The 2,069-nt window shown below is 42.7% G+C and carries 3 protein-coding genes; 1 reads left to right on the plus strand and 2 read right to left on the minus strand.

What is annotated here, in order from left to right; translation table 11 throughout:
- A partial coding sequence (locus WBA23_RS24945) for a metallophosphoesterase (RefSeq protein WP_424584996.1) occupies window positions 1-680 on the minus strand: 680 nt, incomplete at its 3' end.
- A gap of 171 nt (window positions 681-851) precedes the next feature.
- On the opposite strand from WBA23_RS24945, the gene WBA23_RS24950 reads away from it, so the two are divergent.
- Window positions 852-1,250, plus strand: a complete 399-nt coding sequence (locus WBA23_RS24950) for a hypothetical protein (protein ID WP_424584997.1) — start codon at window positions 852-854, stop codon at window positions 1,248-1,250.
- Window positions 1,251-1,269: 19 nt separating this feature from the next.
- On the opposite strand, the gene WBA23_RS24955 is transcribed toward WBA23_RS24950, so the two are convergent.
- Window positions 1,270-2,069, minus strand: an 800-nt coding sequence (locus tag WBA23_RS24955; RefSeq protein ID WP_424584998.1) for a cation:proton antiporter, incomplete at its 5' end; no start/stop codon positions are given.

Genomic DNA, 2,069 nt, shown 5'->3' on the forward strand with positions numbered 1-2,069 from the left:
ACCCAACTGGGTTCGGCGGTGCAAAGAATAACGCTATCACCCGGTTGCATATATCGATCTATAATATCTGAGAAATAGCTTTTTTGAGGCTGGTCAATATCAGAATTTAGCTGAATATCAATACCCCAAATCCAGAACCGGTGCGGAAGTTGAATGGCCCAATAGCTTCGCTTCTGATACGTTTGCCACTGACCAATATGACGCTCTTGACAAAACACTTTCAAAAAGTTCGTCAGCCCATCGTACCAATCATGATTGCCGGGAATGGCAAACAGAGCTGGAGATGGCTGCTGGTCATTACGGGGAAGAGCAGCTTGGTACGGGCCTTTCAGACGATTCTCGTATTCGTGCATTTCAGGAGTTGGGTACACCTGATCACCCCCCATAACTAAAATATTCCCACGTTGAGTTGTCTCCTGCTTGAACGTCAATTGATTTTGCGCCAGCAGCTTGGCTACAGAATACGTTGAATTGAATCCGTCGCCAACGTCGGCTACGTAGTCAAACCACAGTTCGTCAGTCTGACTTAAGTCAAACCGATCGGAACCGCTCAAAGCAGCTTGCACCTCGCGCCGATCGGAATAGTTACCGAATATATACGAGAGTAAGGCTTTAAGGCCGGTAAATACCAATTGTCTGACTTGGTACCAACCCACCATTTTTTGGGGCGTAAACTGCATAGTGAAATTTCTTATTTAAACAACGGGCGATATTTATAATGGTTGATCCTAATACACTTATCTAACTGGTTTGAGGTAGCTTTTTCAAAAATAATTACTATTAAAGCATTACTATCTAAACTTAATAATTTTGCAACCGTATTAGATAGTAATGCTATAATTTTTGAAATTATGAAAATCACCTGCCTAATCTTCTTATTATTTTTGATTAAACCATTCACGACCAACGCTACTGAGTTCAACGCTAGGTCGTTTGATCCGCTCACCACCGAGGACTCATTAGATTATATTAATGACAAGTTGTTCAATGGGGTTTGCTCAGTAGAATCCAATGCAGGGCATGCGTTCTGCTTAGATAAGATAGAATTTTCGTCAACGGATATGGCTAGTTCTGTACTGGCACTGAGAGAAGACCACAAGCAGCTAAATCAAGATAATTCTATTTTGAACGCAAAAATAAAGTTTCAAACACAACCAGATAAAACACCGCAGAAGTATAAGTACGTACAGCACCGGCACTACAATAGCGACTCAGTAGAAGGTGGGCTAAAATTTCCACTATATTGGTAGCGACCACCTGAAACTACCGCTAGTTAGTGATGTTTTTTGCATTATCAGATGAAGCTCCCATCACTCCCAATCGTTTGATTAATTTTTCTACGGTGAGCCCCTGCACGATAATGGAGAAGACCACCACAATATAGGTAACCGTTAGTAGGTACTCCCGACTCATATCCTCGGTAAGAGATAGAGCTAAGGCCACCGAAATTCCGCCTCGAAGTCCGCCCCAAGTCATAATCAAATCGGTACGATTGACGAAATCAAGTTTGTCTTGAAAGAAATAGATAGGAAGCTTTAAAACTGCATAGCGAGAGAGCAACACAATTAATATTGCGATTACTCCCGCTATGATGTACGCTGGCTCGTAGGAAATAATAAGTAGTTCCAGACCAATCAGCACAAAAAGTATAGCGTTTAAAAAGACATCTACCAGTTCCCAAAAACGATCGAGGTAGATTCGGGTAGTTTCCGACATGGCGGTTTCTCGGGTACTGTTACCAATAAATAAGCCGGCAACCACTACCGCCAGTGGTCCTGAGAAGTGTAGCTTACTAGCCAACAGGTACCCTCCCATTACAATAGCAAGCGTAATCATTACCTCAGTTTCATAATCGTCAATGGTGCTCGTTAGCTTTTGCGTGATATACCCTAGTGCCAGACCCAAGGCAATGCCCCCTAATACTTCTTCCGCGAAAAGTAGTCCGATTTCACCAGCGCCTACGTTCTCAATTCCTCGCTCAGCAATACTGAATAGCGTAAGAAAAATCACCACTCCTACCCCATCATTAAATAGTGACTCACCGACAAATTTCACTTCCAATTGCTTGG

This window comes from Tunicatimonas sp. (assembly GCF_049647865.1).
In the GTDB taxonomy this organism is placed as follows: Bacteria; Bacteroidota; Bacteroidia; order Cytophagales; family Cyclobacteriaceae; genus Tunicatimonas.